The 2,508-nt window shown below is 64.6% G+C and carries 3 protein-coding genes; all 3 read right to left on the reverse strand.

The annotated features are described in order from the left end of the window. Window positions 1-774: inositol monophosphatase family protein (locus ENZ75_RS28375; protein ID WP_245481270.1), on the reverse strand; the 774-nt coding region annotated here is incomplete at its 3' end. Between the two features lie 85 nt (window positions 775-859). Then, window positions 860-1,426, reverse strand: coding sequence for an elongation factor P (gene efp, locus ENZ75_RS28380; RefSeq protein WP_013529127.1), 567 nt, complete (start codon window positions 1,424-1,426; stop codon window positions 860-862). Window positions 1,427-1,600: 174 nt separating this feature from the next. Beyond that, window positions 1,601-2,508 (reverse strand): tetratricopeptide repeat protein (locus tag ENZ75_RS28385; RefSeq protein ID WP_164888062.1); only part of this gene is annotated, 908 nt, incomplete at its 5' end.

Consider the following 2,508-nt stretch of genomic DNA (forward strand, 5'->3'; position numbering starts at 1 on the left):
CGCGCTTTGCTCAAGGTCGTGAAGAAGCCGCTCTCCTCTCGTTGACAGGCAAGCCGCGCCGACAAACCGCCGCGCTGATGCGCCGCAGTCGCAAAACCGCAACGGAAGCTTGAAATACTGCCCGGCGGCGATATCCCAGGCAGACAGGCCGGTTTCCCAGAAGCCATCCATGCGGCCGGCAGCGACATAGGCGAGATCGAGCGATGCGGAGCCGAGGCGGCGGACGCCGGAAACCTCGGCCATGACGTTGCGCAGCTCGACGAGGAAATTGCCGTGGTGGCCGCGGCCGAGATGCGGCATGCCGCAGCCGATGACCGTGTCGACCAGCTTGATGCGGCCGGCGACGCGCAAGCGGCGGTCGTTCATGAAGGCGCCGCCGCCGCGTTCGCAGGTGTAGAGTTCGTCCATCGCCGGATTGTAGATGACGCCGGCGACGATCTGGCCCTGGCGCTCCAGCGCGATCGAAACGGCAAAGAGCGGAATGCCGTGCAGGAAATTGGTGGTGCCGTCGAGCGGGTCGACGATCCAGCGATGCTGGCCGTCGTCGCCTTCGACCACGCCGCGCTCCTCCATCAGGAAGGAATAGCCGGGCCGTGCCTTGGACAGTTCGGCGAAGACGATGTCCTCGGCCTTGCGGTCGGCCTGGCTGACATAGTCGCCGGGGCCCTTCATCGAGACCTGCAGGTTCTGCACTTCGCCGAAGTCGCGCGACAGCGAGCGGCCGGCCTTCATTGCGGCCTGGACCATGACGTTGAGAAGGGCTGAGCGTGCCATAGTGCTTTTTCCCGGTGCTGCGCTTTAAATTCTGCCTCGATGCATGTCGGTGACCCGGAACCGGGCCACTGTTGGGGGACATGCGTCAGTCGGCGCGGCGCACGTAAGTGATTTCGTTGGTGTCGACGATGATGCGTTCGCCGGCGCCGATGAAGGGCGGCACCAGGACGCGGATGCCGTTCTCCAGGATCGCCGGCTTGTAGGACGATGCCGCCGTCTGGCCCTTCACCACCGGGTCGGCCTCGGTGATGGTCAGCGTCACATAGTCGGGCAGCGAAATGCCGATCGGCCGCTCTTCGTAGAGTTGGACCGTTACCATCATGCCGTCCTGCAGGAAGGCGGCGCGATCGCCGACGAAGTCCTTGTTCAATTCGAGCTGCTCGTAGCTCTGGGTGTCCATGAACACCAGGGCGTCTTCCTGCGCGTAGAGGAAGGAAAAATCCTTCAGGTCGAGCCGGATCTGTTCGACCGTCTCGGCCGAGCGGAAGCGCTCGTTGAGCTTGGTGCCGTTGATGAGGTTCTTCAGTTCGACCTGATTGTAGGCGCCGCCCTTGCCAGGCTTGACGGTGTTGGTCCTGACCGCCACCCAAAGGCCGCCATCATGCTCGATGACATAGCCGGGACGGATTTCGTTGCCATTGATCTTGGCCATGATGAGATGATCCGGAATGATGCCTACGGCCACGCCGTCGGTAAGGGATATTCGCTGGGAAAGCGATTTCGGGCTCCCAAGACCACAAATCGCCAGAAGAGGCAAGGGAGCGGGCAGGTTGGTGCCAGGCGAGGGCAGCCGAGGCGACACTCGCAATGACCGCGCGGGCCGCCGTCAAGGCAGCCGGTTGGCCTTCTGCAGCGCCTGCTTGGTCTGGTCGTCGTCCAGCCCCTGCAGGAAGTCGTCCATCTGCGGATCGATGAGGCCGGCGCGGCGGGCAATGATGTACCAGGCACCGGCAAGGACCAGGTCCGGATCGGTGCCGATGCCTTGCATATAGAGCTTGGCCAGGCGGTTCTGGGCGGCAACATTGCCGCCCTCCGCCGCCTGCTTCATCCAGCCGAAGGCGGATTTCAGGTCGCGCGCACCGCCGCGGCCTTCGATCATCCAGGCGGCGAGATCGATTTGCGCGGTGTCGTAGTTCTGCCTTGCGGCCTGCGCCAGCAGGCGCCTTGCCTGGGCATCGTCGCGTGGCTTGCCGCCGACACCGTTGGCGTAGATCTGCGACATTGCATATTGCGCGTCCGCGAGGCCGGTCGCAGCGGCGCGTTCATAGTAGGAGACCGCCTTGGCCATACCGGCGTCGCCGGGGTCCTGCTGGACCAGCATCTGCGCGAAATTGAATTGCGCCAGCCGGTTGCCGGCTTCGGCTGCGGCCTGCATCAGGGCGTAGGCCTCTTTTCCATCCTTTTTGACATAGCGGCCGTCGAGCAGCATCAGCGCATACTGGAACTGCGATTCCGGCACACCCTGTTCGGCGGCCAAGGCGTACCATTTCGCCGCCTGCGCCGAATTGACCGGTACACCGAGACCTCGCGACAGGATCTCGGCCACCAGGGTCTGCGCCGCCGGGTCGCCGTTTTGCGCCCGGACCAATGCCAGATTGTAAGCTGTCTTGTAGAGGCCGCGCTGGAAGGCGCCATAGGCCGCGTCGGCGGGTTTTGCGCCGAAGCGGTCGGGATTGACGGCGTCGGCCGACGGCAGCGGCGCAGGCTCGGCCGTGGGGGCGGGCTGCGGCAACG

The organism is Mesorhizobium sp. M7A.F.Ca.CA.002.04.1.1 (assembly GCF_004022805.1).
In the GTDB taxonomy this organism is placed as follows: Bacteria; Pseudomonadota; Alphaproteobacteria; order Rhizobiales; family Rhizobiaceae; genus Mesorhizobium; species Mesorhizobium ciceri.

What these genes read in the sequence shown, in the direction of transcription:
- efp (WP_013529127.1), bottom strand. Translation starts at nt 1,426, where the DNA reads ATGGCCAAGATCAATGGCAACGAAATCCGTCCCGGCTATGTCATCGAG.